The sequence below is a fragment of the Pseudoxanthomonas sp. 134C1 genome (assembly GCF_057773065.1).
In genome coordinates this window covers 390,020-415,628 of the sequence record NZ_JBYMTH010000004.1, presented here as the reverse complement: position 1 = coordinate 415,628, position 25,609 = coordinate 390,020, and the positions used below count along the sequence as shown (strand labels likewise).

The 25,609-nt window shown below is 67.7% G+C and carries 25 protein-coding genes and 1 pseudogene; 17 read left to right on the top strand and 9 right to left on the bottom strand.

Going from position 1 to position 25,609, the window contains the following annotated elements:
- The first annotated feature begins 73 nt into the window (after positions 1 to 73).
- The gene (locus AC3DEZ_RS11190) at positions 74 to 562 is read left to right on the top strand and encodes a multidrug/biocide efflux PACE transporter (protein WP_488388264.1); all 489 of its coding nucleotides are present in this window, start codon (positions 74 to 76) and stop codon (positions 560 to 562) included.
- A 113-nt stretch (positions 563 to 675) separates the two neighbouring features.
- On the opposite strand, the pseudogene AC3DEZ_RS11185 reads toward AC3DEZ_RS11190, so the two are convergent.
- The 4 genes and pseudogenes from AC3DEZ_RS11185 to AC3DEZ_RS11170 all read right to left on the bottom strand — a co-directional run.
- Positions 676 to 891, bottom strand: a pseudogene (locus AC3DEZ_RS11185) (alkylphosphonate utilization protein); the annotation flags it as partial.
- Positions 892 to 963: 72 nt separating this feature from the next.
- Positions 964 to 1,905, bottom strand: coding sequence for a prolyl aminopeptidase (gene pip / locus AC3DEZ_RS11180; RefSeq protein ID WP_488388263.1), 942 nt, complete (start codon positions 1,903 to 1,905; stop codon positions 964 to 966).
- A 70-nt stretch (positions 1,906 to 1,975) separates the two neighbouring features.
- A complete protein-coding gene (gene prmC / locus AC3DEZ_RS11175) occupies positions 1,976 to 2,827 on the bottom strand; it encodes a peptide chain release factor N(5)-glutamine methyltransferase (RefSeq protein ID WP_488388262.1) in 852 nt (283 codons plus the stop codon).
- Between the two features lie 37 nt (positions 2,828 to 2,864).
- On the bottom strand, positions 2,865 to 5,573 hold the full coding sequence (locus tag AC3DEZ_RS11170; protein WP_488388261.1) for a M1 family metallopeptidase: 2,709 nt from the start codon (positions 5,571 to 5,573) through the stop codon (positions 2,865 to 2,867).
- 255 nt (positions 5,574 to 5,828) lie between these two features.
- On the opposite strand from AC3DEZ_RS11170, the gene ahpC reads away from it, so the two are divergent.
- From ahpC to AC3DEZ_RS11140, 6 genes are all read left to right on the top strand, one after another.
- A complete protein-coding gene (gene ahpC, locus AC3DEZ_RS11165; RefSeq protein ID WP_488388260.1) occupies positions 5,829 to 6,392 on the top strand; it encodes an alkyl hydroperoxide reductase subunit C in 564 nt (187 codons plus the stop codon).
- Between the two features lie 209 nt (positions 6,393 to 6,601).
- A complete protein-coding gene (ahpF, locus tag AC3DEZ_RS11160; protein WP_488388259.1) occupies positions 6,602 to 8,188 on the top strand; it encodes an alkyl hydroperoxide reductase subunit F in 1,587 nt (528 codons plus the stop codon).
- Between the two features lie 115 nt (positions 8,189 to 8,303).
- A complete protein-coding gene (gene oxyR, locus AC3DEZ_RS11155) occupies positions 8,304 to 9,266 on the top strand; it encodes a DNA-binding transcriptional regulator OxyR (RefSeq protein ID WP_488388258.1) in 963 nt (320 codons plus the stop codon).
- Positions 9,267 to 9,386: 120 nt separating this feature from the next.
- Positions 9,387 to 9,818: a nucleoside diphosphate kinase regulator gene (rnk, locus tag AC3DEZ_RS11150; protein ID WP_447103158.1), complete on the top strand. Its 432-nt coding sequence runs from the start codon at positions 9,387 to 9,389 to the stop codon at positions 9,816 to 9,818.
- A gap of 64 nt (positions 9,819 to 9,882) precedes the next feature.
- Positions 9,883 to 10,863 carry a transaldolase gene (locus tag AC3DEZ_RS11145; RefSeq protein WP_488388257.1) on the top strand — a complete coding sequence of 327 codons (981 nt, stop codon included), beginning with the start codon at positions 9,883 to 9,885 and terminating at the stop codon, positions 10,861 to 10,863.
- Entirely contained in the window at positions 10,860 to 11,501 is a 642-nt protein-coding gene (locus AC3DEZ_RS11140; RefSeq protein ID WP_447103160.1) for a hypothetical protein, read from the top strand. The genes AC3DEZ_RS11145 and AC3DEZ_RS11140 overlap by 4 nt, the downstream gene beginning before the upstream one ends.
- Before the next feature lie 166 nt (positions 11,502 to 11,667).
- Here the strand turns inward: AC3DEZ_RS11140 and msrA are convergent, their stop codons facing one another.
- A complete protein-coding gene (gene msrA / locus AC3DEZ_RS11135) occupies positions 11,668 to 12,318 on the bottom strand; it encodes a peptide-methionine (S)-S-oxide reductase MsrA (protein ID WP_488388256.1) in 651 nt (216 codons plus the stop codon).
- 172 nt (positions 12,319 to 12,490) lie between these two features.
- Here msrA and AC3DEZ_RS11130 point away from each other — a divergent pair, with 172 nt between their 5' ends.
- Positions 12,491 to 14,122 carry a peptide-N4-asparagine amidase gene (locus AC3DEZ_RS11130; RefSeq protein ID WP_488388255.1) on the top strand — a complete coding sequence of 544 codons (1,632 nt, stop codon included), beginning with the start codon at positions 12,491 to 12,493 and terminating at the stop codon, positions 14,120 to 14,122.
- 157 nt (positions 14,123 to 14,279) lie between these two features.
- Here the strand turns inward: AC3DEZ_RS11130 and AC3DEZ_RS11125 are convergent, their stop codons facing one another.
- The gene (locus tag AC3DEZ_RS11125) at positions 14,280 to 14,549 is read right to left on the bottom strand and encodes a putative signal transducing protein (RefSeq protein ID WP_488388254.1); all 270 of its coding nucleotides are present in this window, start codon (positions 14,547 to 14,549) and stop codon (positions 14,280 to 14,282) included.
- 45 nt (positions 14,550 to 14,594) lie between these two features.
- On the bottom strand, positions 14,595 to 15,263 hold the full coding sequence (locus AC3DEZ_RS11120) for a glutathione S-transferase family protein (RefSeq protein ID WP_488388253.1): 669 nt from the start codon (positions 15,261 to 15,263) through the stop codon (positions 14,595 to 14,597).
- Between the two features lie 106 nt (positions 15,264 to 15,369).
- On the opposite strand from AC3DEZ_RS11120, the gene AC3DEZ_RS11115 reads away from it, so the two are divergent.
- From AC3DEZ_RS11115 to AC3DEZ_RS11090, 6 genes are all read left to right on the top strand, one after another.
- Positions 15,370 to 17,121 (top strand): glutamine--tRNA ligase/YqeY domain fusion protein, encoded by a 1,752-nt coding sequence (locus AC3DEZ_RS11115; RefSeq protein WP_488388252.1) that lies wholly within the window; start codon positions 15,370 to 15,372, stop codon positions 17,119 to 17,121.
- A 2-nt stretch (positions 17,122 to 17,123) separates the two neighbouring features.
- The gene (locus tag AC3DEZ_RS11110) at positions 17,124 to 17,684 is read left to right on the top strand and encodes a nucleoside deaminase (RefSeq protein WP_488388302.1); all 561 of its coding nucleotides are present in this window, start codon (positions 17,124 to 17,126) and stop codon (positions 17,682 to 17,684) included.
- A 33-nt stretch (positions 17,685 to 17,717) separates the two neighbouring features.
- Positions 17,718 to 18,764, top strand: coding sequence for a 23S rRNA (cytidine(2498)-2'-O)-methyltransferase RlmM (rlmM, locus tag AC3DEZ_RS11105; protein ID WP_488388251.1), 1,047 nt, complete (start codon positions 17,718 to 17,720; stop codon positions 18,762 to 18,764).
- A gap of 75 nt (positions 18,765 to 18,839) precedes the next feature.
- The gene (locus tag AC3DEZ_RS11100; protein ID WP_488388250.1) at positions 18,840 to 19,175 is read left to right on the top strand and encodes a hypothetical protein; all 336 of its coding nucleotides are present in this window, start codon (positions 18,840 to 18,842) and stop codon (positions 19,173 to 19,175) included.
- A 12-nt stretch (positions 19,176 to 19,187) separates the two neighbouring features.
- Positions 19,188 to 20,087 carry an SMP-30/gluconolactonase/LRE family protein gene (locus AC3DEZ_RS11095; RefSeq protein ID WP_488388249.1) on the top strand — a complete coding sequence of 300 codons (900 nt, stop codon included), beginning with the start codon at positions 19,188 to 19,190 and terminating at the stop codon, positions 20,085 to 20,087.
- Positions 20,088 to 20,194: 107 nt separating this feature from the next.
- Positions 20,195 to 20,917 carry a hypothetical protein gene (locus AC3DEZ_RS11090; protein WP_488388248.1) on the top strand — a complete coding sequence of 241 codons (723 nt, stop codon included), beginning with the start codon at positions 20,195 to 20,197 and terminating at the stop codon, positions 20,915 to 20,917.
- 34 nt (positions 20,918 to 20,951) lie between these two features.
- Here the strand turns inward: AC3DEZ_RS11090 and AC3DEZ_RS11085 are convergent, their stop codons facing one another.
- The gene (locus tag AC3DEZ_RS11085) at positions 20,952 to 22,130 is read right to left on the bottom strand and encodes a UbiH/UbiF family hydroxylase (protein ID WP_488388247.1); all 1,179 of its coding nucleotides are present in this window, start codon (positions 22,128 to 22,130) and stop codon (positions 20,952 to 20,954) included.
- A complete protein-coding gene (gene ubiH, locus AC3DEZ_RS11080) occupies positions 22,127 to 23,335 on the bottom strand; it encodes a 2-octaprenyl-6-methoxyphenyl hydroxylase (RefSeq protein ID WP_488388246.1) in 1,209 nt (402 codons plus the stop codon). The genes AC3DEZ_RS11085 and ubiH overlap by 4 nt, the downstream gene beginning before the upstream one ends.
- Positions 23,336 to 23,443: 108 nt before the next feature.
- Between ubiH and AC3DEZ_RS11075 the strand changes: the two genes are divergently transcribed.
- The 3 genes from AC3DEZ_RS11075 to AC3DEZ_RS11065 are packed head-to-tail and all read left to right on the top strand — an operon-like array spanning position 23,444 to position 25,542.
- Complete coding sequence (locus AC3DEZ_RS11075) at positions 23,444 to 24,052, top strand: hypothetical protein (RefSeq protein ID WP_488388245.1); 609 nt, start codon at positions 23,444 to 23,446, stop codon at positions 24,050 to 24,052.
- A 16-nt stretch (positions 24,053 to 24,068) separates the two neighbouring features.
- Positions 24,069 to 24,629 (top strand): cob(I)yrinic acid a,c-diamide adenosyltransferase, encoded by a 561-nt coding sequence (locus AC3DEZ_RS11070; protein ID WP_488388244.1) that lies wholly within the window; start codon positions 24,069 to 24,071, stop codon positions 24,627 to 24,629.
- A 4-nt stretch (positions 24,630 to 24,633) separates the two neighbouring features.
- Positions 24,634 to 25,542, top strand: a complete 909-nt coding sequence (locus tag AC3DEZ_RS11065) for a histone deacetylase family protein (protein ID WP_488388243.1) — start codon at positions 24,634 to 24,636, stop codon at positions 25,540 to 25,542.
- Positions 25,543 to 25,609: the final 67 nt, after the last annotated feature.

The following is a 25,609-nucleotide window of genomic DNA, read 5'->3' as shown; positions in this document are numbered from 1 at the left end:
TCCCGATGGATACCAACTTCAATCCATCCTATCAGCCGATGAAAATGGTCGCACGTTGTCCAGGAGATGCCCCATGAACCCGGCCCACACCGCCCCCGCCACCCCCAAAAGCCTGAAGGAACGCGTCTTCCACGCGCTCGCGTTCGAAGGCCTGGCCATCGCACTGTCGGCACCGGCGCTGGCCTGGCTGCTGGGCAAGTCGCTGCTGCACACCGGTGCGCTGACGCTGGCGGTCTCGACCCTGGCGATGTTGTGGAACATGGCGTTCAACGCGGCGTTCGACCGCGCCCAGCGACGCTTCGGTTTCACCCGTGGCGCCCGGGTCCGCATCGTGCACGCCCTGCTGTTCGAGCTGGGATTGATCGTCGCGACCGTTCCGCTGGCCGCGTGGTGGCTGTCGATCGGGCTGGTGCAGGCCTTCGTGCTCGACATCGGCCTGCTCTTGTTCTTCCTGCCCTATACGCTGGGCTTCAACTGGGCCTATGACGTGCTGCGTGATCGCTGGCTGGCGCGGGACACCGCTCCGCCGCTGGAGGCCGCCGAAGCGGGCGGTCGGATGTAAGCGGCCCGAAAACGGAAAACCCGCGCCATCCGGCGCGGGTTTTCTTTCATGGGTTCCCCGCAATCCGCCGGAATCGACGGATGCCCGCAAGGTCGGTGGGACCCTCGCTCCGATCAGGCTTTCTTGAGGAACTCGGTGCGCAGTACCAATCCCTTGACCTTGTCGACGTTGCACTCGATGAGTTCCTCGTCGTCGGTCAGGCGGATGTTCTTGACCAGGGTGCCGCGCTTGAGCGTCACCGAGGTGCCCTTCACTTTCAGGTCCTTGATCAAGGTCACCGAGTCGCCATCGGCGAGCACGGCGCCATTGCTGTCCTTGACCACGATCTGTTCTTCTTCCGACATCTTCTTCTCCAAAGGCGGGCCATCGGCCCGCCGGCAAAATTCCCCGTGCGGGGCAAATCAGGCGAACGCGTCGGTGGCCCGCACCAGCGCGTCGATGTTTTCTTCCTCGAACGCGGAATGGCCCGAGGTCGGCGTGATTTCCAGCCGGCTTTTCGGCCATGCCTTGTGCAGTTCCCACGCATTGGCCACCGGACAGACCACGTCGTAACGGCCGTGCACGATGACACCGGGAATGTCGGTGATCCGCGGCGCGTCCCGCAGCAGTTGATCCTCGACTTCGAAGAAACCGCCATTGACGAAATAGTGGTTCTCGATGCGGGCGAAGGCCAGCGCGAACTCGGCGTCCTCATGGCCGCTGACGAAATCCGCGTCCACCCGCAGGAAGCTGGTCGCGCCTTCCCAGACGCTCCATGCGCGGGCGGCCGCCAGGCGCACGGCGTGATCATCGGAGGTCAGGCGGCGGTGGTAGGCGGAAATCAGGTCATGGCGCTCCACCGGCGGAATCGCCGCCAGGTAGTGCTCCCAGGCATCCGGGAACAGGCGGGAAGCGCCTTCCTGGTAGAACCATTCCAGTTCCCAGCGACGCAGCATGAAAATGCCGCGCAGCACCAGTTCGGTGACGTGTCGCGGATGGGTTTCGGCATAGGCCAGCGCCAGGGTCGAACCCCAGCTGCCGCCGAACACCTGCCAGCGCTCCACGCCCAGCCGCACGCGCAGCTTCTCGATGTCGGCGACCAGGGCCCAGGTGGTGTTGTCGACCAGATCCGCGTGCGGCGTCGAACGGCCGGAACCGCGCTGATCGAACAGGATGATCCGGTACTTGGCCGGATCATGGAAACGACGCATCTTCGGACTGCAGCCGCCGCCGGGACCGCCATGCAGCAGGACCACCGGCTTGCCGTCCGGATTGCCGCACTGTTCGTAGTACAGCGTATGGCGATCGTCGACCTTCAACGTGCCGGTGTCATACGGTTCGATGTCCGGATAGAGCGTGCGCATGGCGGTTCCCGCGGAAAACAGGCGTCCATTCTAGCCGGCGCGGCCATTGGCCGCTTCCGCGCGCGTCGGTTCAGCCCGGCCAGCGGCCCAATGTGACGCGGTCGCGTGCCTCCAGATCCCGCTCGGTGGCGATGTCCATGAACCCCGCGAGCGCCAGCAGCTCGCGGATCGCCTTCCCCTGTTCCCAGCCGTGTTCGAGCAACAGCCAGCCATCCGCGCGCAAATGCCCGGGCGCGCCTCCGGCGATGACGCGGATGGCGTCGAGCCCGTCGGCGCCGGAGGCCAGCGCCGACATCGGTTCGTGGCGCAAATCGCCTTGCCGCAGGTGGGGATCGGCGGCGGCGATGTACGGCGGATTGCTGGCGATCAGATCGAAGCGCTGCCCCGCCAGCGGCTGCCACCAATCGCCCGACAGGAACCGGACATTGCCAATGTCGTGCATGCGCGCGTTGCGCTCGGCCATCGCCAGCGCGCCCGCGCTGGCATCGGTGGCGACCACCCTTGCCTGCGGCCGCTCGCTGGCCAGCGCCAGCGCGATCGCGCCGCTGCCGGTACCGAGGTCGGCCACCTCCAGCACGCGTTCCGTGGGCAGGCGCGCGAGCGCCAGTTCCACCAACAACTCGGTTTCCGGGCGTGGAATCAGGGTATCGGGGCCAACCGCGAGATCCAGCGTCCAGAAACCGCGGTGACCGGTCAGGTAGGCGACCGGCTCACCGGCGATGCGACGTTCCAGCAGCGCGTCGAATCGCGCAATCTCTTCCGCGCCCAGGGGATCCCGCGCATGCGCGAACAGCCACGCGCGGTCTTTTCCGAGCACGTGCGACAGCAGATGTTCGGCGACGTGGCGGCCGTCTTCGGCGGAAAGACGGCCGGCCGCCCGGGACAGGCATTGGCTGACATCAAGTTGTCCGGAATTGCCCATCTCGAGACCTGCGGCCCGCCCAGCGCGGGCGCGCAGCTTACTGCAAAGCGCTGCCGAAGCCCTTGGCCTGCTGGGCATCGCGCAGATCGGCGCACAGCCCGATGTTCTCCGCTTCCTGCTTCAGCGCGCGCGGACCGCCTTCGACGGTCTTCATGCGCTCACCAAAACGGGACAGCAGATCCGAGGCCTCCTGCTGGCTGCACATGCCCGCGCCGTAGACCGAAACCAGCCGCGCGCCGGCAGGCGCCAGCGAGGCTTCCAGGGTCTTGAAATGGGTATCGACCCATTGGCGCAGGGCGGGACGCGCCGCTTCCGCTTCCATCTGCGGCATCAGCAACGGCGCCAGTTCGTTCCGGCGCAGCAACCCCTTTTCCAGGATGAAGGCGCGGGCGCGTTCGGCCAACGGGGGCGCGCTCATGTTGCCCAGCGCCTCCAGCAACTCCGTGCGGATCGCCGCGTCCTGGTTCGCCCGCAAATGCTTCTCCAGCAGATCGAAGGTCGTCGCATCTCCGGCGCGGGCGGCGGCGGCCAGCGAGACCGCGCGCAGATCGCGCGGGACCGCTTCCGGATCCAGCTTGCCGGTGCCGGCGCTGCCGTCGACCTTCTGGCCGATGATCGTCCGGCCGCGACGCACCAGTTCATCGCGCAGTTCCGGGCTGTCGCCCGTGCGGTACAGGAAGCCGATCAACGTGCGGCGCAGGATGCGGGTGTCGTCGCTTTCACCCGGTTCGGGCTCCAGGCCGAGTGCCTGCAGGCGCGGCCCGTAGATCCTGCGCGCGTACGCGGCCACGGCGGCTTTCTGCGTGTCGTCGGTGGCCAGGTATTCCTTCATCCAGGTCAGCTGGCCCATCGGCGCGGTCGAGGTCTGGCGCACTTCGGCCGCCGCCAGCTGCGGCACGCCGGCGAGGTAGCCGGCCGCATCGATGGTGCCCGCCTTGAACGCGGCTTCCAGCGAATCCGCATAGACGCGCTGCTCACGTTCGTCCAGTTGCGCGAATGCGCCCGCCAACTGCCCGGCCGCCTTGTCGTCGAGCGCGAAGCGGTAATACCCGTTGCCGTGCGCGTTCGGCATCACCCAGGCAGGGCAACGCTTGGCCTGGGTCAACGGCAGGGTCGTGGTTGCCTGCTCGACCAGGCTGCATTCGGAACGCACCTGATCGCCGTCCTGGTAACGCACGCAGAACGGCATGCCCCAGGTCTGGTTGGCGCTGGCGGCGGATCCCAGCGGCAGGTAGCGACGCTGCTGCAGCTTGAGCGACGGGGTCTTGCCCGTGCAGTCCACGTCCACCTTCACGTAAGGCACACCCGGTTGGTCGATGAAGCTCTTGAATGCGCGATCGACGCCGGCCGGATCCTTGCTCTGCGCCGCCACCGCGGCGATCAGGTCGCCGCTGGTGGCGTTGCCGCGCGCGTGCGCCTTCAGATAGCTGCGGATGCCGTCGCGGAACGCGGTCTCGCCGATGTAGGTTTCGAACATCGACAGCACCGCGCCGCCCTTCTGGTAGGTGATGCCGTCGAAGGCCGACTGGATTTCGGTGAAATCGTTGATCGGCTCGTGCACCCGGCGGGTGCTGACCAGGCTGTCCTCGCCCATCGCCTCCAGCGCACCTTCCAGCAGGCCGCGGTCGGCATGGAAGCCGGGCTGCAGCTGGCCGGTGATCTTGGTGCCCATCCAGGTCGCGAAGGCCTCGTTGAGCCAGAGATCATCCCACCACTTCATCGTCACCAGATCGCCGAACCACTGGTGCGCCAGTTCATGCGCGCTGACGCCCCAATACGCCTGGCGTTCGCGCGGCGTGGACTTCTCGTCCGGGAACATCAGGGTGTCGCGGTAGACGATCAGTCCGGCGTTCTCCATCGCGCCGGCCCAGAAATCCGGCGCCGCGACGTTGTCGAGCTTGTCGAACGGATACGGCGTGCCGAAGTACTCCTCCAGCTTGGTGACGATTGCCGGCGTGTTGTCCAGCGTGTAGCGCATGCGCTCGCCCTGCCCGTGCGCGGCGACGCCGCGCAGCGCGATCGGCGTGTCGCGAATTACGGTGGCCGGGATGTCGGGTCCCTTCGTCACATCCCAGGGGCCGACGGCGAAAGCGATCAGATAGCTGGGCAGCGCCTCGGTGCGCGCGAAGGTGACCTTCTTCCAGCCATTGCCCAGCGACTCGGTCTTCAGCTCGCGGCTGTTGGCGACCGCCACGTCCTGCTCCGGCACGATCAGGGTGATGTCCCAGGGCTGTTTGAAACTGGGTTCGTCGAAACCCGGGAAGGTATTGCGCGCGCCCAGCGGCTCCATCTGGGTGACCACGTAGTCGCGGCCGTCCGGCTTGACCCGGTAGGCGCCCTGCAATTGCCCGTACGGCGCTTCGAAGACGATTTCCAGCACCGCCTTGCCGGCCGGGATCGATTCGGCGGCGGCCAGCTTGAGCACGCCCGATACGTCGGCCGATTCGGCCGCCAGCCTGACCCGGCGGCCGTCGGCCAGGATCGCGGTGGCCTGACGGATATCGAGATCGCGACCATGCATCCACAGGACGGAGGTGGCTTCGGCGACCTCCGCATCGATGCGGGTGGTGCCGCTGAAGCGCTCCTGGCGCGGGTCCAGCCTCAACTCGAGATTCACCAGCGAAGGCACCACGGTGCGCGGCAGCGGTCCCTTCGGAACGGGGGAAGCGGACTCGGCCGCGACTCCGGGCAGCGAGGCCGCCAACAACAGTGCGCACGCGAGGGCGCTGCGACGCAATACGGTCATGTCCAATCCCCACAGTGGAAAACCCCCGAACTTACGGCCGGTCGGCGCGGACGCCCCCCTGCCGAAAGTACCGACTCCCCGTGACTTGGCCCGCAATCATCGAGTCCCCATATCGAAACCGAAGCTGACTGCGGTAATCGATAGATGAAATCTATTGATATAATCTTATCAATCCATTTGATTGATTAGGCTGCGCCTATTAACCTTCCTTCCGTCGCTTCACCCTGTCCCCTCCGCAACCCAAGAGGAAAACTGATGTCCCTGATCAACACCCAAGTCCAGCCGTTCAAGGCCACCGCGTTCCACGCCGGCGAATTCGTCGAAATCACCGACGCCAGCCTGAAGGGCAAGTGGTCCGTACTCATCTTCATGCCGGCCGCTTTCACCTTCAATTGCCCGACCGAGGTCGAAGACGCCGCCGACAACTACGCCGAGTTCCAGAAGGCTGGCGCCGAGGTGTACATCGTCACCACGGATACCCATTTCTCGCACAAGGTGTGGCACGAAACCTCGCCGGCGGTGGGCAAGGCCCAGTTCCCGCTGGTTGGTGATCCGACCCACCAGCTGACCCGCGCGTTCGGCGTGCACATCGAGGAAGAAGGCCTGGCCCTGCGCGGCACCTTCATCATCAACCCGGAAGGCGTGATCAAGACCCTGGAAATCCACGACAACGCGATCGCCCGCGACGTCACCGAGACCCTGCGCAAGCTGAAGGCCGCGCAGTTCGTCGCCAACAACCCCGGCCAGGTCTGCCCGGCCAAGTGGAAGGAAGGCGCCAAGACCATCGCTCCGTCGCTGGATCTGGTCGGCAAGATCTGATTTCCACGCAGTACCCGCTGTAACGGCGCCCGGGCGGCACGCCCGGGCGCTCTCCCCCGCAGACGGACGTTTGCACCAGCGGCCTGCGCCGCGCCAGTCCTCTCTCCCCTGGCTCCCTCCCTCCGGCCCAGGCCGCTACTGCAAACGCCCTTGCGGTCTCTCCGACCGCACCCGTGTTCTTCCTTCCGCTTTCACCAAGGAGTCCCCGCATGTTGGACGCGAACCTCAAGACCCAGCTCAAGGCTTACCTGGAAAAGGTCACCCGGCCGATCGTGATCACCGCGTCGCTGGATGACAGCGAGTCGTCGAAGGAACTGCAGGCGCTGCTGGCCGATCTGGTGTCGCTGTCGGATCGAATCAGCGTGACCGAATCCCGCGACGACAACGAGCGCAAGCCCTCGTTCGCACTGGGCTCGCCGGGCCAGGACATCCACCTGCGCTTCGCCGGCCTGCCGCTGGGCCACGAGTTCACCTCGCTGGTACTCGCGCTGCTGCAGGTGGGCGGACATCCGTCCAAGTTGGGACAGGACCTGCTCGAACAGATCCGCGGCCTGGACGGCGACTACGCCTTCGAGACTTATTTCTCGCTGTCCTGCCAGAACTGTCCTGACGTGGTGCAGGCGCTGAACCTGATGAGCGTGCTCAATCCCAACATCCGCCACGTCGCCATCGACGGCGCGTTGTTCCAGCAGGAAGTCGAGGCGCGTGAAGTGATGTCGGTCCCGACCATCTTCCTCAACGGCCAGGTGTTCGGTGCCGGCCGGATGGGCGTGGAAGAAATCGTCGCCAAACTGGATACCGGCGCCGCTTCGCGCGAAGCCGAGAAACTCAAGGCCAAGGCGCCCTACGACGTGCTGGTGATCGGCGGCGGTCCGGCCGGCGCGGCGGCGGCGATCTATGCCGCCCGCAAGGGCATCCGTACCGGCGTGGCGGCCGAGCGCTTCGGTGGCCAGGTGCTCGACACCATGGCGATCGAGAATTTCATTTCCGTGCCCTACACCGAAGGCCCCAAGCTGGCGGCCGCTCTGGAACAGCACGTCAAGGACTACAGCGTCGACGTGATGAACCTGCAGCGCGCGGAGAAGCTGGTGCCGGGCAAGGACCTGATCGAGATCCAGCTGGCCAACGGCGCCTCGTTGAAGGCCAAGACCGTGATTCTCTCCACCGGGGCGCGCTGGCGGCAGATGAACGTGCCGGGCGAGGACCAGTACCGCAACAAGGGCGTGGCGTACTGCCCGCACTGCGACGGCCCGCTGTTCAAGGGCAAGCGGGTGGCGGTGATCGGTGGCGGCAACTCCGGCGTCGAGGCGGCGATTGATCTGGCCGGCATCGTCAGCCACGTGACCCTGATCGAGTTCGACGACAAACTGCGTGCCGACGAAGTCCTGCAGCGCAAGCTGCGCAGCCTGCCGAACGTGCGCATCATCACCAGCGCTCAAACCACCGAGGTGCAGGGCGACGGCAGCAAGGTCACCGGCCTGGTCTACAAGGACCGCGCGGGCGGCGACAGCCATCGCATCGAGCTGGAAGGCGTGTTCGTCCAGATCGGCCTGCTGCCCAACACCGAATGGCTGAAGGGTGCCGTCGCGCTGTCGCCCCGCGGCGAAATCGAAGTCGACGCGCACGGCCGCACCTCGGTGCCCGGCGTGTTTGCCGCCGGCGATGCGACCACCGTGCCGTACAAGCAGATCGTCATCGCCATGGGCGAAGGCTCCAAGGCGGCGTTGAGCGCGTTCGACCATCTCATCCGCACCTCGGCTCCGGCCGAGGCGCCGGAAGAAGCGGTCAGCGCCTGACCGTCGTCCGGGGACGTCTCGACGTCCCCGGAATGGGCGTACTCTCTGGGGCGGACGGGTCTGTCGCGTCCGCCTCGGCAAGGCTGTCCACCGGTTTCCCAACGGACTCTCCCGGATGAACCTGCGCGACCTCAAATACCTGGTGGCCCTGGCCGATCACAAGCATTTCGGCCATGCGGCGGCGGCCTGCTTCGTCAGCCAGCCCACCCTGTCCACCCAGATCAAGAAACTGGAGGAAGAACTGGGCGTGCCGCTGGTCGAACGCGCGCCACGCAAGGTCATGCTGACCCCGGCCGGCCGCGATGCCGCGGATCGCGCGCGGCGGATCGTGGCGGAAGTGGAACAGATGAAGGAGGCGGCGCGGCGCAGCCAGGATCCGGAAGCCGGTACCGTGCGACTGGGCATTTTCCCCACCCTCGGCCCCTATCTGCTGCCCCACGTGGTGCCCCGGATCCGCACGCGCTTCCCGCAACTGGAACTGCTGCTGATCGAAGAGAAGAGCGACGTGCTGCTGTCGCGCCTGCGCGAGGGCAAGCTCGATGCCGGCCTGCTTGCGCTGCCGCTGCAGGACGATCAGCTGCATACCGAATTCCTGTTCGAGGAACCGTTCCTGCTGGCGGTGCCGGAAGCGCATCCGCTGGCGGAACGCGATTCGCTCTCGCTGGGCGAGCTGTCCAACCAGCAATTGCTGTTGCTGGAAGACGGCCATTGCCTGCGCGAACAGGCGCTGGACGTGTGCAGGATTTCCGGCGCCAACGAGAAGTCCGAGTTCCGCGCCACCAGCCTGGAGACCCTGCGCCAGATGGTGGCGGCGAACGTCGGGATCACCCTGCTGCCGACCCTGGCGGTAAAACCGCCGGTGGCGCGCTCGGACAACATCCACCTGCTGGGCTTCACCGATTCGCATCCCAGCCGGCGGATCGCGATGGTCTGGCGACGCAGCTCGGCGATGGCCGGATTCCTGCAGGAGCTGGCCAAAGTGTTCCGCGAGCTGCCCGCCTCCCTGTTCGACCCGGCCCTGGATGTGAACCCCGCCGCAACGCGCGCGGGCGGCGCCTCGCGCGCCCGTACCGGCTGAACGCCGGTGGCTTGAACCCCGGCTGGCAACCGGCTACGGTAAGCGCACAAACCAACCACGAATGGGCGGCGCGGAAACGCGGCGCCCATTTCCTTATTCCACACCGTAAAAGAGGAACCCATGAGTACCGCTCACACCAGCGGCCTGCCGCCTTCGTTGATCATCTCCAGCCGCGATTTCAACCGGTTGGAAGCCCTGCTCGACACCCCCGCCCTGCGTCGCCTGCCGGCCGCGGTGGCCCTGATGAATGAACTCAACCGCGCCGAAGTGCTGCCTCCGGAACAGATTCCGGATGGCGTCGTGACCATGCACTCCACCATCGACTGCATCGATGAGCTGACCGGCGAGCATCACAACCTGACCCTGGTCTATCCGAACGAAGCCAACGTCGACAAGGGCTACGTCTCGGTGCTGGCCCCGGTCGGCAGTGCCCTGCTGGGCCTGTCACTGGGCCAGACCATCGACTGGCAGGCTCCCGGCGGCCGCCACCTGCGCCTGCAGGTCACCGGCATCCGCTACCAGCCCGAGGCAAACGGCGAATTCCATCGTTGATCGCTGAACTGGCGGGCGGCGCGAGGCATACTGTGCCTCCCCTCTCGCCGTCATGAGTATTGCGATGAATTCCCCCGTTTCTCCGTCCAAGCTGGCCCAGTTGCGTGAACTTTCGGTCGTGGTCGCCGACACCGGCGACTACGAGGCGATCAAGCGCCTGAAGCCGGTGGACTGCACCACCAATCCGACGCTGGTGAAGAAGGCGCTCGACCTGCCGGTCTACGCCGAGCTCATCGAGCGCGAACTCGGCTGGGCGCGTGACCAGGGCGGTGACCGCGCGGCGATCGTCAACGAAGTGGCCGATCGCCTGACGGTAGGCGTCGGCGCGATGCTCAGCGCGCTGATTCCCGGCCGCGTATCCACCGAGGTGGACGCGGATCTTGCCTACGACACCGCCGCGACCGTGACCAAGGCGCGCAAGTTCGTCGCCATGTACGCCGAGCGTGGCATCGGCCGCGACCGCATCCTGATCAAGGTGGCTTCCACCTGGGAAGGCGTCGAGGCGGCGCGCCAGCTGCAGGCCGAAGGCATCGACTGCAACCTGACCCTGATCTTCAACCAGGCCCAGGCCATCGCCTGCGCCGAGGCTGGCGCGTTCCTGATCTCGCCCTTCGTCGGCCGCATCCTCGACTGGTACGTCGCCAACGGGCAGACGCCCACCAGCATCGACGAGGATCCCGGCGTGGTGTTCGTGCGCGGCGTGTACGCCGAGTTCAAGCGGCGCGGTTCGCCGACCGTGGTCATGGGCGCCTCGTTCCGCTCCACCGCGCAGATCGAAGCGCTGGCCGGCTGCGATCGCCTGACTATTTCCCCGGATCTGCTGGAGAGGCTGGATCAGGATCATGGCCCGCTGCCGCGCAAACTCAGCCCGATCGCGGCTGGACCGGTGACCGCCGCGCCGATCAACGCGCAGAGTTTCGCCGCCGCGATCGATGCCGATCCGATGGCCAGGGAAAAACTCGCCACCGGCATCGAGATCTTCGCCAAGGATCTGGTCGCCCTGCGCGAGAGCATCGCCCTGCGCCTGGCCGAAGCTACCGCTTGAGTCTGCGCACCCTGCTGATTCTGGGACTGCTGGCCGGCCTCGCCGGCTGGTGGTTTTCGGATGTCCGCCGCGGTGCCCGCGCGCCGGCCGCGGCGGCGGATTTGCGTCCCGATTGCCCGCTTCCGGCGCGTGTCGCAGCGGGCGAGGAACCCTTGCAGACCGACGTGCCTGACGGGGTGCGCCCATTCGCCCTGCAGGCCGCGACCCTGACGCCGCTGGCCGGTTTCAGCGTCGAGGCGCGCGTGCTCTCGCGCGAGGACTACCGCAGTGGGCGCGAGTCGGATCTCTCGCCGCTCGATCTGGCGCTGGGCTGGCGACGGATGTCGGAAGACGCCGTGCTCGATGGCCTGAGCATCAGCCAGGGTTCACGCTGGTACCACTACCGCTGGAGCGACCAGCCACCGCTGGCTCCTTCCGAAATCGCGCGCAGCAGCGCCAACATGCACATGATTCCGGGCAACGACGCGATCGCGCGGACGCTGGCGGACATCCGCAAGGACGATCGCGTGCGCATCGACGGCTGGCTGGTCGAGGCACAGGCACCGGACGGTTGGCGCTGGCGCAGTTCCACTTCGCGTACCGACAACGGCGGCGGTGCCTGCGAAGTGGTCTACGTCTGCGCGGTGACGCGGCTGTAACCCGCCCCTTTCCCTTGTGGGAGCGACGTAAGTCGCGACCGTATCGTATCGAGGATACGGAAACACCTGTTCGCTCGCGAACGATTCTTGTCTCGCCTTGCCTGGCTGGCGAACGGCCCCGGCCCATGGTCGCGACTGACGTCGCTCCCGCAGGCGAGGCGTACTACTAGGCATCCAGCCCGATCGCGCAGCTGACGCCGGTGCCTCCGAGGCCACAGTAACCGTTCGGGTTCTTCGCCAGGTACTGCTGGTGGTAGTCCTCGGCGTAGTAGAACTCCGGCGGCGGGTACAGGATCTCGGTGGTGATGTCGCCGTAGCCGGCGGCGCGCAGGCGCTGCTGGTAGGCGTCGCGACTGGCGACCGCGGCGTCATGTTGTTCCCGCGAATGGCACAGGATCGCCGAGCGGTATTGGGTGCCGAGATCATTGCCCTGGCGCATGCCCTGGGTCGGATCGTGGCTTTCCCAGAACACCCGCAGCAGTTCGTCGAATCCGATCCGCTTGGGGTCGTAGATCACCCGCACGACTTCGTTGTGCCCGGTCAGCCCGGAACACACTTCCTCGTAGGTCGGATTGGGCGTGCCACCGCCGGCGTAGCCGACCGACGTGCTGTACACGCCCGGCAGGCTCCAGAACTTTCGTTCCGCGCCCCAGAAACAGCCCATGCCGAATTCGACCTGCAACAGGCCGGTGGCTTCGGCGCGCAGGGGGCGGCCGTGGACGAAGTGGGTGTTGTTGAGCGGCAGCGGATGGGCGCGGCCGGGCAGGATTTCCTCCGGACGCGGCATGCGCTGTTTGTGGGCACCGATTCCGAGCATGGGACACCCCGCAGATGATGGATGCCTCTGGATCTGGGCGCGCCGGGGCCGCTTTCAAGCGCCATGGACTGTCGCACCAGGGAGCGCCGGTGTAGGCTGCGGCATCCCCCCCCCCCCCGCCCACACCCCTTCCGGCATCTTTCCGTGTCACGAATTGGATCGATATAAACCAATGATTTCCCGCTACGCCCTGCTCCTGTGCGCCGCTACCGCGACGATCCCGGCATTCGCCACCGACACCCGGCCGCCCGCCGAATTCGGCGCCGACTGGGACGATCCGCGCACCGCCGAACCGAAGGTGGTCCGTCCGGACATCCGCCACTGCACGGTGGAGATCGTCCGACACGGTTTCGCCGACTTCGAGCCCTACCGGCATGCATTCACACCGCCGGTCGACTGCCCCGGCCCCTGGCACAAGGTGGTGCTGGACATGGAGGGCAGCGTGAAGGGCCGGCAGTACGACCGCATGGGCCAGATCAGCGTCGGCGGCGTAACCCTCCTGCGCACCAGTACGCCCGAGCCTTCCCGCGAAGGCATCCGCTGGCAGGTGGAGAAGGACGTGAGCGCCTACGCGCCGTTGTTCACCCGCGAGCAACCGGTGGTGATGGAACTGGGCAATCTGGTCAATGAAACCTACACGGGCGTGTTCGAGATGCGCGCCACGCTGACCTTCTATCCCGCCGACGCGGCGCACGCGCCGGCCGCCACCGCCGAACGGATCATCCCGCTGGATGAGGCCCACCGCGCCGGTGCGGATCTGGTCGGCGGCTTCACTTTGCCGGCCGACACCAACCGACTGGTGGCCGAGGTCTACGCCAACGGTTCCGGCGGCGGCTGCGAGGAATTCTGGTACCTCAGCGTGGCGCGCAAGGAGTACTCCTGCGCCAGCGAATACGGCCCGTATCGCGAGTTGCAGGTACTGATCGACGGCAAGATCGCAGGACTGGCGGCACCGTACCCGCACATCTACACCGGCGGCTGGTCCAATCCGTTCCTGTGGTACGCGATTCCGGCGCCGCATACCTTCGACCTGCATCCGCAGCGCTTCGAACTCACGCCCTTCATCGGCCTGCTCAACGACGGCAAGCCGCACGAACTGCGGGTGCGCGTGGTCGGCCTGGCCCACGACGCGACCGGCTGGACCCTGCTGCCCCACCTGCAGATCTGGCGGGACCCGAAGGGCGTGCGGACGCGCGGCGAACTGACCTCGCACGTGCTGGGCGAGCCCGCGCGGAACGATGCCTTCAGCGAAGAGAACGGACGCATCGTGCTGCGTTCCTCCGGCGCGGGCGAACTGAACCTGGCGGGCTGGATCGAGACATCCGAGGGCCGGCGCGACATCGAGGTGGCCTATCGGGTCGGCATGCAGAGCCACCACGACTGGGACAAGGACGAAAACGACGATCGCCTGAAGGCGGCATGGACAGACTCGCAGCGGGTTTCGGTCCGCGTCGCGGGCGAGCCCGCCGTCGTGGACGAAAATGCGCTCGCCTTCAGCCTCGACGGCGGCATACGCACCGCTCCCGAAGCCGGCAATCCGCGCCTGACGACCGATCTGGTCATCCAGGCCGACGCATCGACCCGCCGGCAGCAGGGCGATGCGGCCGCCAGTTGGACAAAGGTGGAGAATCGTTTCCAGGGCGAAGCCGCCTACACCCAGAAGGTGCCGCGCGAGCAGCGTCGCGCGATCGGCCATTCCCGTCAGGATTTCCGCATGACCGACAGCGCGGGCGCCTGCCAGGCGCGCCGCATCGCGACGGTCAACGGCTACTTCACCGAAGACGACAGCGCCTGCGTGCGCTGACGGTTCGGCGGGTGCATCCGGATGCCATGCTTCCCCCCTTTTGAAAAAGGGGGGCTGATCTGTGGTTTGTCGAACGTTGACCCCGCAACACCAAGGCAGGTCAGTGAAAGCTTAAGGGGCGATCGCACGGCGCACCCCGCAGCGGCCTCGCGGCCCGTCAAGCCGGCAGCGGGCTTCCTTCCGGCGAATCCGTCGCAGATTCGTCCCCTTCCGGTGGCTGCGCCAGCGGCAGCCGGGCCACGACGTCCTGCGCTTCCGGCCAGGCCGGGTCCGGCACGCATACCCGCAACACGCCGAACAACGGCAGTTCGCCCATGCCGCCCATCAGCGATTCGCCGAACACGAACGCCGGCAGCCCGGCGTCCTCCAGCGCGTGCTTGACCATGTGGGCATCGAAGAGGTTGTCGGCCAGGTAGACCACTCGCATCGGCGCATCTCCAGCAATCGTCCCGCAGGCTACACCTTCCGGGCTTTACGGCGCCTTGCGGAGCGCCTCGGTGCCGGGCACTGATTCGGTTTCCAGCGCACCCGCCTCGCGCCATTCGCGCATCGCCGGCAGCGCTAACAGCGCCTGCATGTAGTCGTTCGCCACGCCATCCACCGGCACGCCGTAGCCGTCGAAACGGATCGCCACCGGCGCGAACATCGCGTCGACGATACCGAAACCGCCGCACAGGAAGTCGCCACCCTGGCCGAAGCGGGCCCGCAGTTCCGACCACAGCGCCAGCACCCGGTCGATGTCGCGTTGGGCGGCCTCGTCCCAGCGGTAGGCATCGGGCCGGCGCCGGCTGTTCATCGGCAACTGGGTGCGCAGGGCGGCGAAACCGGCATGCATCTCGGCCGCGGCGACCCGCGCCAGCGCCCGCGCGATCCGCTCGCGAGGCCAGCCGGCGCCGTCCAGCCAGTACTCGTTGGCGTATTCGCAGATGGCCAGCGAGTCCCACAGATGCAGATCCCCGTCCCACAACGCCGGCACCTTGCCGGTCGGGGAGTAGCGCTTGACCTCGGCGAAGAACTCGGGTGTATCCAACGGCAACCGGATCTCGTCGAACTCGACCCCGAAGTGGCGCAGCAGCAGCCACGGCCGCAGCGACCAGGAGGAGTAGTTCTTGTTGCCGATGATCAGGATGGGGCGGCTCATGCACGGGTTCCGGTGCGAAAAAGGGCCTACAGGATAGGCCCGACGCGACGCGGGCGGGGACCGGACCAGCTAAACTCCTCGTTTGCCCTGAACCGCCCTGCCCCGCATGTCCGAGACCCCCACCCCCGCCGCCACGCCGGAGAACGCCGCCCCCGAGAAGCGGGACTTCATCCGCCAGATCGTGCGCGAGGACCTGGCCAGCGGCCGCCACCATGCCATCAAGACCCGGTTCCCGCCGGAACCGAACGGCTACCTGCACATCGGCCACGCCAAGGCGATCTGCCTGGACTTCGGCATCGCCGCCGAGTTCGGCGGCGTCTGCAACCTGCGCCTGGACGACACCAACCCGGCCAAGGAAGACCCCGAGTACGTCGCCGCGATCCAGGACGACGTGCGCTGGCTGGGCTTCGATTGGCACGATCTGCGCCACGCCTCGGACTACTTCGAGGTGTATTACCTGGCCGCCGAGAAGCTGATCCGCCAGGGCGACGCCTTCGTCTGCGACCTGACCGCCGAACAGGTCCGCGAGTATCGCGGCAGCCTGACCGAGCCTGGCCGCAATTCACCGTGGCGCGACCGCTCCGTGGAAGAGAACCTCGATCTGTTCCGGCGCATGCGGGCGGGCGAGTTCGCCGATGGCATGCGCACCCTGCGCGCCAAGATCGACATGGCCAGCGGCAACATCAACCTGCGCGACCCGGCGCTGTACCGGATCAAGCACGTCGAGCACCAGAACACCGGCAATGCCTGGCCGATCTACCCCATGTACGACTACGCGCATTCGCTCGGCGACGCGGTGGAAGGCATCACCCACTCGCTGTGCACGCTGGAGTTCGAGGACCATCGTCCCTTGTACGACTGGTGTGTGGACAAGGTCGATCTGGCCCATCATCCCGAACTGCTGACGCCGCTGCTGGACAAGGGCCTGCCGCGTGAAGCCGGCAAGCCGCGCCAGATCGAATTCTCGCGCCTGAACTTCAACTACCTGGTGATGAGCAAGCGCAAGCTGCATGCGCTGGTCACCGAACAGTTGGTCGACGGCTGGGACGATCCGCGCATGCCGACCCTGCAGGGCATCCGGCGTCGCGGCTATACGCCGTCCGCGCTGCGTCTGATGGTGGATCGCGTGGGCATCAGCAAGCAGAACTCGCTGATCGACTACAGCGTGCTGGAAGGCGCGCTGCGCGACGACCTGGATGCGGCCGCGCCGCGCCGGATGGCGGTCATCGATCCGCTGAAGCTGGTCATCACCAACCTGCCGGACAGCCACGGCGAATCGCTGGTGTTCCCGAACCATCCGAAGGACGAGGGCTTCGGCTCGCGCGAGGTGCCGTTCTCCAACCACCTGTGGATCGAACGCGAGGACTTCGCCGAAGTGCCGCCGAAGGGCTTCAAGCGGCTGATCCCCGGCGGTGAAGTGCGCCTGCGCGGCGCCGGCATCTTCCGCTGCGATGACGTGATCAAGGATGCCGACGGCCAGGTCGTCGAAATCCGCGGCGAGCTGGATCCGGAATCGCGTCCGGGCATGGCCGGCGCCGACCGCAAGATCAAGGGCACCATCCACTGGGTCAGCGCACGCCATGCGATCGCGGCGGAGATCCGCCTGTACGACCGCCTGTTCACCGTGGCCGACCCGGACGACGAATCCGAGGGCAAGACCTACCGCGACTACCTGAATCCGGATTCGCGCCGGACGGTGCGGGGCTACGTGGAGCCGGCCGCTGCCGCCGCGAAGCCGGAACAGGCGTTCCAGCTCGAACGCATCGGTTACTTCGTCGCCGACCGCTACGATCACGCCGCCGACAAGCCGGTGTTCAACCGCAGCGTGACCCTGCGCGACACCTGGGCCAAGGCATGAGCATGCTGTATGCCCAGGTCCACCTGACCCTGCCGGCCTGGGTACACGACGCCGTCGACGGCGCCGCGGTGTACCCGGGCGACGAGGACAAGGTCGGCCTGGCGATCGCGCTGTCGCGCCGCAATGTCGAGGCGAACAGCGGCGGTCCGTTCGGTGCGGTCGTGTTCGGTCCGGATCACCGGGTGATCGCGATCGGCGTGAACCGGGTGATGCCGCATACCTGCTCGCTGGCGCATGCCGAGAACATGGCCTACATGCTCGCGCAGCAACGCCTGCAGACACCACGCCTGAACGATCGCATCGGTCCGGTCACCCTGGCCACATCGTCGCAGCCCTGCTGCCAGTGCTATGGGGCCACCGTCTGGGCCGGCATCGACCGCCTGCTGGTCGGCGCGCGCGCCGAGGACGTGATGGAACTGACCGAGTTCGACGAAGGCCCGCTGCCGGCCGACTGGATTGGCGAGTTGAACAAGCGCGGCATCGAGGTGGTGCGCGACCTGTGCCGCGGCGACGCGCGTGCCGTGCTGAAGCATTACGGCGAGTCCGGTGGCGACAAGTACTGAGGCTGTCGCCGTGTCTGCTACCGGGGCGCATCGATGAGCGGCCTGCTGGGATTCTGCCGGCAGGGCTTCGAGCCCGAGCTCGCCGCGGAGCTGACCGAGCGCGCCGCGATGGCCGGCATCGCCGGTTATGCGCGCGCGCAACGCAACGACGGCTATGTGCTATACGCCAGCGACGACGCCGACGCGCTGGACCGCGCGTTGCCATCGCGGGATCTGGTGTTCGCGCGGCAGAAGCTGCGCGTGCTGGCCGAGCTGCGCGGCCTGGATCCACGTGATCGCATCACCCCGATGCTGGCCGCACTCGAAGGCCAGCGCTTCGGTGACCTGTGGGTCGAACATCCCGATTCGGACAGCGCCAAGCCGCTGGCCGGGCTGGCGCGCAGTTTCGGCAACGCACTGCGGCCGGCGCTGCGCAAGGCCGGCGTGCTCACTGCCCAGGACGACGCGCGGCTGGCGCGGCTGCACGTGGTGTTCGTGCAGGGCGATCACGCCTTTCTCGCCCGCAGCCAGCCACGCGACGCCTCGCCCTGGCCGCTCGGCATCCCGCGCCTGAAACTGCTGCCGGACGCGCCGTCGCGTTCCGCGCTGAAACTGGAGGAAGCGCTGCTCGTCCTGCTCGACGCGGACGAGCGCGCACGCTTGCTGAAACCGGGCATGACCGCCGCCGACCTCGGCGCCGCGCCGGGCGGCTGGACCTGGGTACTGACCCGCCAGCATCTGCGCGTCACCAGCGTCGACAACGGTCCGTTGCGCCAGCATGTGCTGGACACCGGCCTGGTCGAACACCTGCGCGCCGACGGCTTCCACTGGAAGCCCGCGCAATCGCTGGACTGGATGGTCTGCGACATGGTCGAGCAGCCGCGCCGGGTCGCCGAACGGATGGCGACGTGGTTCCGCGAAGGCTGGTGCCGGCACGCCATCTTCAATCTCAAGTTGCCGATGAAGAAGCGCTGGGACGAAACCCGGCTGTGCCTGGATCTGTTCGCCGAACAGGCTTCGCGGCCGCTGGCCGTGCGCGCGCGCCAGCTCTACCACGATCGCGAAGAGATCACCGTGTTCGCCACGCCGCGGCATGCCTGATCGGCGGCCTCCGGCACACACGGGTTAACATCCCGATTGTCCATCAAGCACCCCGCTGCGGTGCGCAGGAGTCCCATGGCCGCCACCTGGATCACCATCGCCGCCTCTTCGCTGCCGGAAATCATCCGCCTGGCGAAGCCGCTGTTCACCCGCACGCCGCCGATCGACACCACCCAGGCGCAGCGGCTCGCGATCATCGACGAACAGATCACGGAACTGCAGAGCGCCGCCACCCGCAATGCCGATTCGATCACCCGGCTCGCCACCGACATGCAGAAGACCATCGAGGTGCTGCAGGTCGGCGCCGAGCGCATGGAACGCCAGATGCATCGGGCCAACCGCCTGGCCGCGATCGCCACCACGGTGGCGGTGCTGGCCTTCGCCACCGCGCTGTACGCCCTCGGCCGCTGAGGGAACCCATCGATGAACCTGCGCCACTGCCTGTTCGCCGCCATCCTCGCCTCGACCGCTTCGACCAGCGGAGCCGCCGAACCCGAATACGTCGCCCGCGACTACGTCGGCGACGGCGTGTTCTCGCAGGGCATCGAAGGCCCGGCGGTGGGTCCCGACGGCCATCTGTACCTCGTCAGCTTCGGACGCGACGGCACCATCGGGCGCGTGCGCGCGCAAGCCGATGGTCGCGGCAAGGCCGAGCTCTTCGTCGAACTCCCCGCCGGCAGCACCGGCAACGGCATCCGCTTCGCGCCGGACGGCGCGATGTACGTGGCCGACTACAGTGGCCACAACATCCTGCGCATCGACGCCAAGGGCCAGGTGGAAGTGTTCGCGCACGAACCACGCATGCACCAGCCCAACGACATCGCGCGGGCGCCGGACGGACGCCTGTATGCCAGCGACCCCGACTGGAAGAACGGCGGCGGCCAGTTGTGGCGCATCGATCGCGACGGCAGCACCCACCTGCTGGAAACCGGCATGGGCACCACCAACGGTGTGGAGGTGAGCCCGGACGGCAGGCATCTGTACGTCAACGAGAGCGTGCAGCGGAATCTGTGGGTGTATGACCTGGGCGCAGACGGCAAGGTGTCCGACAAGCGCCTGCTGATGAACTTTCCGGATCATGGCCTGGACGGCATGCGCACCGACATCGACGGCAATCTCTACATCGCGCGCTATGGCGCGGGCACGGTGGCCGTGGTCTCGCCGGAAGGCCGCCTGCTGCGCGAAGTACGGTTGAAGGGCGAAAAACCCACCAACGTGGCCTTCGGTGGCGAGGACGGCCGCACGGTCTACGTCACCCTGCAGGACCGCGGCGCGGTGGAGGTGTTCCGCAGCGGTCGGCCGGGACGCGAACACGGGCGCTGACCCGTCAACGCACGGCCGGGTTCGGGTTCTGTGAGCGCCGCCGCACGGGGTCTCAGGCCGTGACATGGCCGCATGGCAAGATGCTTCCCTGACCCGGAGCCCCTCCCATGCTGCCCATCGAATTGAAGGATCCCGCCGCGTTCGGCAACGAGTTCCTGCGCCTGACCCTGCTGCAGGGGTTCCAGTCGCTGACCAAGCGCGACCTGGAATTGCTGATCTTCGTGCTGCTGGAACGCGACGGGGCCATCGAGCGCGCCGAATCCAATTTCACCGTCGCCGGCAAGCTGCGGGTCACTCCGGCCAAGGTGAAGGCGCTGCGACGCGACGGCTATGCGCGTTGGCGGGCACTGGTGCCGGAGGAGCGCGAGGCCGCGCTGCAACGGATTGTCGCCACCGTGCTGACCGAGGCCAATCTGCGGGCCGGGGCGAAGCACGTCAGCGAGCGCAGCCGCAAGGACGGCTTTCTGGCGGTGCGGGTCGAGCATCCGGACGATCAGCAGCAGTTCGAGCAGGCGATCCTGGATGTCGGCGCGTTGCCGGTCTACGAACGCAACCGGGAAGTGGTCGCGGTGCGTTTCGATACCCTGCTGGCGATCGCCGAGCGCTGGGGTTTCCTGCAGACCGATCCGGCGCATATCCGCGGCGAGTTGAAGAAGCTGGCGCCGACGTCGGAGGAAGTCGCCGAGCTGCTGAAGAAGGATATCGGCAAACTGCGCTGGCAGGATGCCCGCAACGCCCTCAACAGCCTGGGCGCGGAGGCCATCGCCAGCACCGCCGAGGGCGGCCTGAAGGCACTGCTCAAACTGGTTTTCCCGTTTCTGCCGGGCTGAGAGTCAACGGAGCGGAGCAAGCTCCGCTCTACGATCAGAGGCCGGAAGCGCGGCGCCAGAACAGGTTGGCGAGCGGCGGCAGACGTCCGGCCAGGCCAAGCAAAGGGCCGCGCAACAAGGTCAGATGCATCTCGTCGTTGGAGAACAACCGGTTGATGCCGTCGAAAGCATAGGCGGCGGCGGTGCTCTCGCTGCGGCGTTGGCGTGCCCAGCGCGCAAGTCGATGCGGGGCGCTCCAATCCACCCGGCGCGCCTGCGCGTCGCGGATCAGTGCATGCAGGCCGGCCACGTCACGCAGGCCGAGGTTGACACCCTGTCCCGCCAGCGGATGGACCACGTGAGCGGCATCGCCCACCAGCAGAATCCGCCCCGATACGTATTCCTGCGCCAATTGGCGGCGCAGCGGAAACGCCACCCGCGCCGATACCGGTCGTGCCTCACCCAGGCAGGCCGCCGAAGCCCGGGTGAGTTCGCGCGCGAACGCCTCGTCGTCCAGCGCCAGCATGCGCGCGGCCTCGACCTCGGGCAGCGTCCACACGATCGAACTGCGCCCTTCGGTGAACGGCAACAGCGCCAGCGGACCGGTGGTCAGGAAGCGCTGCCAGGCCGTGTCTTCATGCGAGCGTTCGGTCTGGACGTAGGCAACCACGCCGCGCTGCGCATAGTCGTGCTGCGACACCATCACGCCGGCGGCCTGGCGCAGGCTGGAATCGGCGCCGTCGGCGGCAATCGCCAGCCGCGCATCCAGGCGGGTGCCGTCCTCCAGCTTCAGGCGCACGCCCGCCTCGTCCTGTTCGACCTCCCGCACACGCGCCGGGCAATGCACGCGCACACCGGCCGCCGGCAGCGCCGCCCACAGGCGATCGACCAGCAAGGCGTTCTCCAGGATCCAGCCCAGTTGCGCATGGCCAAGCGTGTCGGCGTCGAACACCATGTCGCCACCGCCGGCCGCGTCCCAGACGCACATGCGCCGATAGGGTTGCACGCGCGCTTCGCGAACGAATCGCCATACGCCCAGTGTCTCCAGCAGCGCGGCATTGTCCGGCGCGAAGGCGTAGACGCGCAGATCCGGTTCAGTGGCCGACCACCGCGGCGGCTCGCGGCCTTCCACCAGGGTGACGTCCAGCCCGGCGCCGGCCAACGCCAGCGCACAGGCCGCGCCGACCACGCCGCCACCCACGATGACCGCATCCACCTGCCCACGCCGGCTCATGCCGCCACCTCCCGGCACAGCGCCGGCACATCGCCCCGGAAGCCCATCGCGCCACCGACCAGATAGGCCTGCAACGTCGAAGACACGTCCACCGCCGCGAGCCCCACGCTACGGAGCGGTCGCAGCAGCGGCGCCGGATTGGCGGTCAGTCGAGCCAGTCCGTCGGAGAACGCCAGCGTGCGCCCGCGGTCCTCGCCGCGCCGATCGGCATAGGCCCGCAACACCCCGTCGGCGCCCGGATCGCCGCCCTGCCCGAGCAGTTCGGCCAGAGTGAGCGCGTCGCGCAGCCCCAGATTGAAACCCTGCGCGCCGATCGGATGGATGGTTTGCGCGGCATTGCCCATCAGCACCGCACGCGGCGCGATCAGACGTTCGGCCACCACCCGGCTGATCGGATACGCGCTGCGTTCACCGCTGGCGAGGAAGCGCCCGATCCGCCAACCGAACGCCGCCTGCAACCGGGCCAGCCACGCGGCTTCATCCAGCGCGGCGACCGCGGCGACCGCTTCGGTCGGTACCCCGTGGATTGCGCCGAAATGGCGATCCCCGCGCGGCAGCAGCGCGGTGGGGCCGGTCGCGGTGAACCGCTCGTAGGCGGTGCCGTCCGATGCCTGCTCCGCGCGCACCCTTGCGACGAACAGGGTCTGCCCGTAGTCATGCTCCCGCGCGCCGATGCCCAGCGCTTCACGCAGCTGGCTGCGGGTGCCGTCGGCGGCCACCAGCAGGCGGGCTTCCAAGGACCGCTCGCCATCGTCGCCGGCCAAGCGCAGGCGCCGGGTGTCCGCGGCCCCCTCTTCGAGCGCGATGAAGCGGGCCGGCCGATAGCGGGTGACATGAGGGAGTTCGCCCAGACGCGCTTCCAGGGCTTCGCCGAAATCGCGGGCCACCACCACCTGCCCGAAACTGTCACGCCCGTAGTCCGCGGCCTCGAGCCGCACCCGCCCGAAGTCGCCCTGGCGGCTGATGTGGATGCGCCGGATGGGGCCGGCCGCGGCGCGCAGTTTCTGCATCACGCCCAGCGCGGTCAGGGCGTTGACCGTGGCCGCGGCGAAACTGAGGTTGCGCTGATCGAACACCGGCGGCATCGCCGTCGCCGGCGCGGCCTCCACCAGGCCCACGTCGATGCCCTGGCGATCCAGGGCGATGGCCAGGCTGGCGCCGACCAGGCCGCCCCCCACGATTACCACGTCATGCCGTTGCGTCATGCCGACATGATACCGGCTCGACCGTTCGCGGCCGCCGATGGCGCCCACCGGCCCGGCCTGCGCCGCGGTCCGCTAGAATGATCCGCTGAGCCTCCGGAATCCGTCTGCATGAACACGAACTCCCAACGCGCCGCCATCCTCGTCCTGCTTGCCCTGTTGATGGCGTCGACCCGCCTCCACCTGCCGGCCACGCTGACCCACTTCGGCCCGGTGCCGGACGCGTCGTGGGCGGTGTTCTTCCTCGGCGGTTTCTACCTGCGCGGCTGGACCCGCTGGGCGTTTCCGCTGCTGATGGCGCTGGCCGTCGCGGTCGACTACGTGGTCATCAGCGGCCAGGGCATGAACTTCTGGGCGCACTACTGCACCTCGGCGGCGTACTGGTTCCTGGTCCCGGCCTACTTCGCCCTGTGGGCGGGTGGCCTGCTGGTCCGCCGTTTCCACGCCTCCCACACCGGCCAACATGGCCGTGTGCTGGCGGTGACCGTCGCCAGCCTGTTCGCTTCGGTGGTGGTCTGCCACCTGCTGAGCCAGGGCAGCTTCTACTGGCTGTCCAGCGACGTCGTGCCCAACCCCACCGTCGCCGGCTGGTGGAAGAACTACAGCGACTGGTTCCTCCCCTACCTGCGCGTGGCCGCCATCTACGTCGGCCTGGCCGCGATCGCCCACGTCGGCGTCGAACAACTCGCACGTCTGGGTCACCAGAAGGCATCGCGCTGAGCGGAGGGATACCGCGATGGGCAACCGCCTTTCCAAGATCTACACGCGCACCGGCGACGACGGCACCACCGGCCTCGGCGACGGCAGCCGCGTCGGCAAGGACTCGGCCCGGGTCAACGCCTATGGCACGGTCGACGAGGCCAACTCGGCGATCGGCGTGATCCTCGCCGCGCCGAACGTCCCGGAGGACGTCGCCGCGCTGCTGACCGTGGTGCAGCACCAGTTGTTCGACCTTGGCGGCGAACTGTGCATTCCCGGCCACGCCGCCATCACCGGCGATGACGTGGATGCGCTGGAAGCGCGCCTGGACCACTACAACGAAGCGCTGCCACCGCTGAAGGATTTCATCCTCCCGGCGGGCGGCGAGGCCGCGGCGCGCTGCCACCTGGCCCGCACCATCGTCCGCCGCGCCGAGCGCGAGACCGTCACCCTGGCCCGCCACGACGCGGTGCGGCCGGAAGCGGTCCGCTACCTCAACCGACTGTCGGATCTCCTGTTCGTGCTGGCACGGGTGCTGGCCCGCGCCGACGGCCACGGCGAAGTGCTCTGGAACCACGAACGGCGGCGCCCGACCTGACGCCGTGATCATCTACACCCACCCGGCCTGCCTGTCGCACGATCCCGGACCCGAGCATCCGGAGCGACCGGCACGACTGGAGGTGGTACTCGAGGTACTGCGCCGCGACCATGGCGACCTCGACTGGCGCGAAGCGCCGCTGGCGAAACTGGGCGATCTGCGCCGGGTGCACGACGAGGCGCTGCTGCGCGAGATCCTGGACACCGATTTCGAAGGCCACCGCATGCTGGACCCCGATACCGTGATGGTGCCGGCATCGCGCGCGGCCGCGCTGCGCGCCGCCGGCGCCGGCATCGCCGCGGTCGACGCGGTGATGCATGGGGAAGCCGGTACCGCCTTCTGCGCGGTGCGTCCTCCGGGCCATCACGCGACCGCCAGCGCGGCGATGGGATTCTGCCTGTTCAACAACATCGCCATCGCCGCCGCCCACGCGCTGGACAAGCACGGCCTGGAACGGGTCGCCATCGTCGATTTCGACGTGCACCACGGCAACGGCACCCAGGCCATTTTCTACGACGATCCACGGGTGACCTATTTCAGCACCCACGAGTCGGGCCTGTTCCCCTACAGCGGCGCGCCCTACGAGCGGGGCGCCGGCAATGTGTTCAACGCCCTGCTCCCCCCGGGCAGCGGCGGCTTCCGCTTCCAGAACACCTGGGCGGACCAGTTGCTGCCGGCGGTGGACGAGGTCCGGCCACAGTTGCTGCTGATTTCCGCCGGCTTCGACGCCCACATGCGCGACCCGCTGGCCGACCTGATGCTGGAAACCGAGGATTTCGCCTGGCTGACCCGCCAGCTCCGGCAACTGGCCCGGCGCCATGCCGACGGACGGGTGGTGTCGATGCTGGAAGGCGGGTACGACCTGGAGGCATTGAAGGAGTGCGCTTCCGCCCACGTCGACGAACTGCGCTGACCACGCTCCCCGGCCCGGCCGCGACTGCATGAACCAGACCCGAAACCGGCGGGGGGTTTTCATTGCC

What these genes read in the sequence shown, in the direction of transcription:
- ubiH (WP_488388246.1), bottom strand. Translation starts at nt 23,335, where the DNA reads ATGACGCAACGGCATGACGTGGTAATCGTGGGGGGCGGCCTGGTCGGC.
- AC3DEZ_RS11120 (WP_488388253.1), bottom strand. Translation starts at nt 15,263, where the DNA reads ATGAGCCGCCCCATCCTGATCATCGGCAACAAGAACTACTCCTCCTGG.
- pip (WP_488388263.1), bottom strand. Translation starts at nt 1,905, where the DNA reads ATGCGCACGCTCTATCCGGACATCGAACCGTATGACACCGGCACGTTG.
- AC3DEZ_RS11070 (WP_488388244.1), top strand. Translation starts at nt 24,069, where the DNA reads ATGGGCAACCGCCTTTCCAAGATCTACACGCGCACCGGCGACGACGGC.
- rlmM (WP_488388251.1), top strand. Translation starts at nt 17,718, where the DNA reads ATGAGCGGCCTGCTGGGATTCTGCCGGCAGGGCTTCGAGCCCGAGCTC.
- AC3DEZ_RS11100 (WP_488388250.1), top strand. Translation starts at nt 18,840, where the DNA reads ATGGCCGCCACCTGGATCACCATCGCCGCCTCTTCGCTGCCGGAAATC.
- AC3DEZ_RS11110 (WP_488388302.1), top strand. Translation starts at nt 17,124, where the DNA reads ATGCTGTATGCCCAGGTCCACCTGACCCTGCCGGCCTGGGTACACGAC.
- prmC (WP_488388262.1), bottom strand. Translation starts at nt 2,827, where the DNA reads ATGGGCAATTCCGGACAACTTGATGTCAGCCAATGCCTGTCCCGGGCG.
- oxyR (WP_488388258.1), top strand. Translation starts at nt 8,304, where the DNA reads ATGAACCTGCGCGACCTCAAATACCTGGTGGCCCTGGCCGATCACAAG.
- ahpC (WP_488388260.1), top strand. Translation starts at nt 5,829, where the DNA reads ATGTCCCTGATCAACACCCAAGTCCAGCCGTTCAAGGCCACCGCGTTC.
- AC3DEZ_RS11090 (WP_488388248.1), top strand. Translation starts at nt 20,195, where the DNA reads ATGCTGCCCATCGAATTGAAGGATCCCGCCGCGTTCGGCAACGAGTTC.
- AC3DEZ_RS11130 (WP_488388255.1), top strand. Translation starts at nt 12,491, where the DNA reads ATGATTTCCCGCTACGCCCTGCTCCTGTGCGCCGCTACCGCGACGATC.
- AC3DEZ_RS11190 (WP_488388264.1), top strand. Translation starts at nt 74, where the DNA reads ATGAACCCGGCCCACACCGCCCCCGCCACCCCCAAAAGCCTGAAGGAA.
- AC3DEZ_RS11125 (WP_488388254.1), bottom strand. Translation starts at nt 14,549, where the DNA reads ATGCGAGTGGTCTACCTGGCCGACAACCTCTTCGATGCCCACATGGTC.
- msrA (WP_488388256.1), bottom strand. Translation starts at nt 12,318, where the DNA reads ATGCTCGGAATCGGTGCCCACAAACAGCGCATGCCGCGTCCGGAGGAA.
- AC3DEZ_RS11085 (WP_488388247.1), bottom strand. Translation starts at nt 22,130, where the DNA reads ATGAGCCGGCGTGGGCAGGTGGATGCGGTCATCGTGGGTGGCGGCGTG.
- rnk (WP_447103158.1), top strand. Translation starts at nt 9,387, where the DNA reads ATGAGTACCGCTCACACCAGCGGCCTGCCGCCTTCGTTGATCATCTCC.
- AC3DEZ_RS11095 (WP_488388249.1), top strand. Translation starts at nt 19,188, where the DNA reads ATGAACCTGCGCCACTGCCTGTTCGCCGCCATCCTCGCCTCGACCGCT.
- AC3DEZ_RS11115 (WP_488388252.1), top strand. Translation starts at nt 15,370, where the DNA reads ATGTCCGAGACCCCCACCCCCGCCGCCACGCCGGAGAACGCCGCCCCC.
- AC3DEZ_RS11075 (WP_488388245.1), top strand. Translation starts at nt 23,444, where the DNA reads ATGAACACGAACTCCCAACGCGCCGCCATCCTCGTCCTGCTTGCCCTG.
- AC3DEZ_RS11145 (WP_488388257.1), top strand. Translation starts at nt 9,883, where the DNA reads ATGAATTCCCCCGTTTCTCCGTCCAAGCTGGCCCAGTTGCGTGAACTT.
- ahpF (WP_488388259.1), top strand. Translation starts at nt 6,602, where the DNA reads ATGTTGGACGCGAACCTCAAGACCCAGCTCAAGGCTTACCTGGAAAAG.
- AC3DEZ_RS11170 (WP_488388261.1), bottom strand. Translation starts at nt 5,573, where the DNA reads ATGACCGTATTGCGTCGCAGCGCCCTCGCGTGCGCACTGTTGTTGGCG.